The 3635-nt window shown below is 58.4% G+C and carries 3 protein-coding genes and 1 pseudogene; all 4 read right to left on the bottom strand.

Annotated elements, in window-relative coordinates; genetic code table 11:
• Positions 1-1001: pseudogene (locus F3I44_RS23640) on the bottom strand (hemagglutinin repeat-containing protein); the annotation flags it as partial.
• A 124-nt stretch (positions 1002-1125) separates the two neighbouring features.
• Entirely contained in the window at positions 1126-1629 is a 504-nt protein-coding gene (locus tag F3I44_RS23630) for a contact-dependent growth inhibition system immunity protein (protein WP_150016069.1), read from the bottom strand.
• Positions 1629-1817: a hypothetical protein gene (locus tag F3I44_RS24420; protein ID WP_368668638.1), complete on the bottom strand. Its 189-nt coding sequence runs from the start codon at positions 1815-1817 to the stop codon at positions 1629-1631. Before F3I44_RS24420 ends, F3I44_RS23630 begins: the two co-directional genes overlap by 1 nt.
• Positions 1768-3635, bottom strand: a 1868-nt coding sequence (locus F3I44_RS24200; RefSeq protein WP_304621891.1) for a VENN motif pre-toxin domain-containing protein, incomplete at its 5' end; no start/stop codon positions are given. The genes F3I44_RS24420 and F3I44_RS24200, both read right to left, overlap by 50 nt.

The following is a 3635-nucleotide window of genomic DNA, read 5'->3' as shown; positions in this document are numbered from 1 at the left end:
TTTGCCTGCGCGCCCGTGAGCGTGGTGTCGCGCCCGCTGGTCAGGCTGAGCTGACTGCCCGCGTCCAGCGTGGTTTCGCTGTGCGTCAGCCCGTTGCCGTTTTCGCTGCCCTTCGCCGCGTTGACGCTCGCCGGCACGCTGATGCCGTAGCCGCCCGACCCTGCGCCGATGCCCGCCCCGGCGCTGCCACCTTTGCTGCTGTTCTTGCTGTCGGTGCTCTGCGTGTTCTGCGCCGACTGCAGCAGGATGTCACGCGCCGCAGCCAGGCTCAGGTCGCCGCCCGCCTTCAGCTGGCTGCCGGTGATGCTGATGTCGCCGCTCTGCGCCGTACCGTTTTTGCCGGTTGCCGTGACGGTCAGATTCCGGCCCGCCGTCAGCGTGCTGCCCTGCGACTGGCGGCTTTCAGTACGGGTTTCGCTTTTCGACGACTGGCTGCCGTACGAAGCGCTGACGCCGATGGTGTTGGTCCCGCCCGCTCCGCCGTTCTGCAGGCTGTCCCGCTCAGCCGCCTGCGCCGCCTGCACCCCGCTCAGTACCGCTTTGGTGTTCTGCAGCGCGCTGACCCGCCCGTCGCCCGACTTCCTGGCCTGCTGCGCGGTGCTCACCGCCGTGTTGAGCGCGCTGCCCGCCGTGCCTGACAGGGCGATGCTCAGACCGCTCTGCTTCGTCTCGGTTTTCTCGGTGCGCGTCCGCTGGTCATAGCCCGGGTCGATGCTTACGCTGTCGCCCGTCAGGTTCAGGTCTTTCCCCGCCACCAGGTCCGCGCCGCCGGCGTGCAGACGGTTGCCCGCCGTAATGTTTACGCTGCCCTGGCTGCTGCCGACGGTGCTGACGCTCTGGCTCTGGGTGGTGCCCTTCTCATCGATTTCATGGCGGGTCGACTGTTTGCCGACGGTGAAACCGATGCCGCCGCTGCTCAGCAGGCCGCTCTTTTTCTTTTCCTCCAGCTGATAGTGGCTGTCGGTCTCGGTTGCCGCGCCGATCTCCACGTCGCGCCCGGCGATGGGCTTTACGACCGGGCAGAAGATCGAGGTGCTCAGCGGACCGGGACAGTTGATCATCCGGCTGGCTGAGGAGTGATCGGCAGGTAAAACGATTCCGGCGCGATTGGGCCGGGATCTTCTTTTACCCCTTACAACGACTGAGTGCCAGCCTTAAGCCTGCTCCGATTTCGGCTGGGGAACTGTCTGCTGATAAAATAACATCTTCAATACCATCACCTTTTTCCCTTCCCCATCCTTCCAGTTTTTCATGGCGAGTGGGAGAGATAGTAATCACGCCATTAACACAGTGAATACCGCAGTTTTTCATGTTCTTGAAGAGTGATTTTTTAGATTTATAGCCATATTTTTCCATCAACCTCGCTATCCAGGCAGCGTATTGCTCCTTGCCTTTTTCAAGGTCGAAGAAAGCCACCCGGTCTTCCAGTACATTCAATGTACGGCTGTCAGACAATGCTTGTAATATTGTCCCTCCAATATCATGCTCACTGGCATCTGGCGGTAATAAGTGGGATGGGAAAAGAGGATCTGCTGTAACCATACCTAATCCAGATTGAGTTTCAATCAGCAAAAATTCATTGGTGCAGTAGCAGCTAGCCCAATAGTCCTGATCTTCATTAAAGTCCATCATTTCACCTGAGTTACTGTCACTTTGACGCCCTGAGTTTTACCATATTCGATGGCCCGGTTTATTTCTGTCCACTGGGTTTTAGTCGTATTAGCAGGAACAGAGAGTTGTATCTCTCGGTTAGAGATCATAGAAGTATTAATTGTCTTTCTGGAAAGAGTATATCTTTTCAAATTTAGCAGCGGCATCAATATTCCCCTTAATTGAACTGTAGACCTGATTAGGGTTAGCCAGCTTCGCCATCGTCTGCGTATCCATTGATTTCGCACTTACGGCTGTTTTGGTCGTTCCGTCATAGTAATCAAAGGTTTTAAAGTTTGGTGGCAAACGGGCATCAGCAGGTAAAGATTTACCAACGTAATCCTCCCACGGTATACCCTGCTTCATATTACCCTGGCCCCATTTCATGCCCACTTCTGCGGCGCTGACGGTAGCTGATGCCGTATTGCGGCTCATAAACGAGATAGCCGCTTTTGTAACATCCTTTACAAGCAATCCGCTGGAGACCAGCATGGCCTGATTTTCCGGATCAGACACGAACACAGCATACTTCGTCCACTCAGGGCTATTTGTATCGATCTTCGCCAGATCCTGACCGCTCCACTGCTGGACGTAAGCTTTGGCTTCTTCGCTGGTCATTACATCCACGCCGGGAAGATTACCGATCCAGCCGGGACGCTCTGCCATGTCATAACCGCCCTGAGCAACTTCCTTATCAACTATCTGAACTTCCAGCGGATTGTCTTCCAGCTTCTGTACGACTTCTGCGCTCTGGTGGTCGCTGACCTGCTTCCATTTATCAATTACGGCCTGGCAGTCACCCCCGGATTTCCGGCAGTCTGACAGCTCTTTGTCGAACGCAAGGGACTGCGTCGCACTCAAATAATTATTCTCAACCGCATTCTTACCCGCCTGCGCGCCCGCCACCGCATCCGCCGTGCTGTCACCAGCGACGCCGCCCGCAAGGCCCGCCGCTAATGTCCCCAGCGCGCTGATCGTCTGCTTCTCCGTTTCCGTCAGCTCGCTGATCGCTTTACCCGGATACAGCTGGTTCATCACCAGCTTCGCCATCACCTCACCGCTGACCCCACCCGCTGCGCCCGCCAGCGCTGAGTTACCTGATGCGTAAGACGTTACTGCACCAACAACCGCATGCGCCATTGCCTGCGCTTCCGGGTTGCCTTCCGTCAGCTTATGTATCTGCTCAGCCAGATACGGACTAGCCGCACCGCTTATCGCCTGCGCCACGTTCCCGCCCGACAGGCCCTGCACCGCCGCCGTCACCGCGCTGATACCCTGCTGAAGGGCCGAACCCGTGCCGAACGGCCTCATCGCCGTGTCGTAAGCCTGCTTCGCTATCTCATCTGACGTCGGGTTCAGCTTCCCTTTTCCGGCCAGCTCTTCCCTGGCCGCCGCCAGCGCTGCCGGGTCCTGCTGTGCCTGCATGCCCGCTATCTGGCCCTGCGTCCGCGCGATATCCCCCGCCTGCGCCCCGATTTCGCCTATCAGCTGCGCCGCCTTCAGCCGGTTCTGCTCCTTCTCCTTATCGAAGATGACGTCCAGCCCCGGATTCGCGTTAGCCACGTCGCGGCTGAGGTCCGCCACGTCCTGAGCCTGTTTTTCCTTATCGCGGATAACGATAGTGCCTTCGCTCACCGCCGACTTCGTGGTGCTCTCCGCGCTGCCGCTGCCGTTCAGCCCTGCCAGCATCCCGTTCGCCATGTTCCCGGCGAAGTTTCCGCCGATGCCGCCGCCGGTGCTCATGCCCGCACTCTGATGCTCAACCTTATAGTCCGCGTGGTTCTCAATGTCGCTGAAGCCCAGCGTGCCGGTGTCAAGCCGGTTCAGGCTGGCATCTGCCGTACTGGCGATTACCGCACCGTTCAGCTGCGTGTGCTCACCCACCGTCACGTCAAAGCCGCCCTGACCCGCAAATATCCCGGTCTGCTCCGTCACGCTCTGCCAGTTGCTGTGCATCCTGTCCCGGCTCACGTTCACGTTCGCCG

This window comes from Pantoea sp. F_5, assembly GCF_008631595.1.
GTDB classification, from domain to species: domain Bacteria; phylum Pseudomonadota; class Gammaproteobacteria; order Enterobacterales; family Enterobacteriaceae; genus Pantoea; species Pantoea gossypiicola.
The sequence above is the reverse complement of the archived record's forward strand: the minus strand, read 5'-3'. Positions and strand labels throughout refer to the sequence as shown.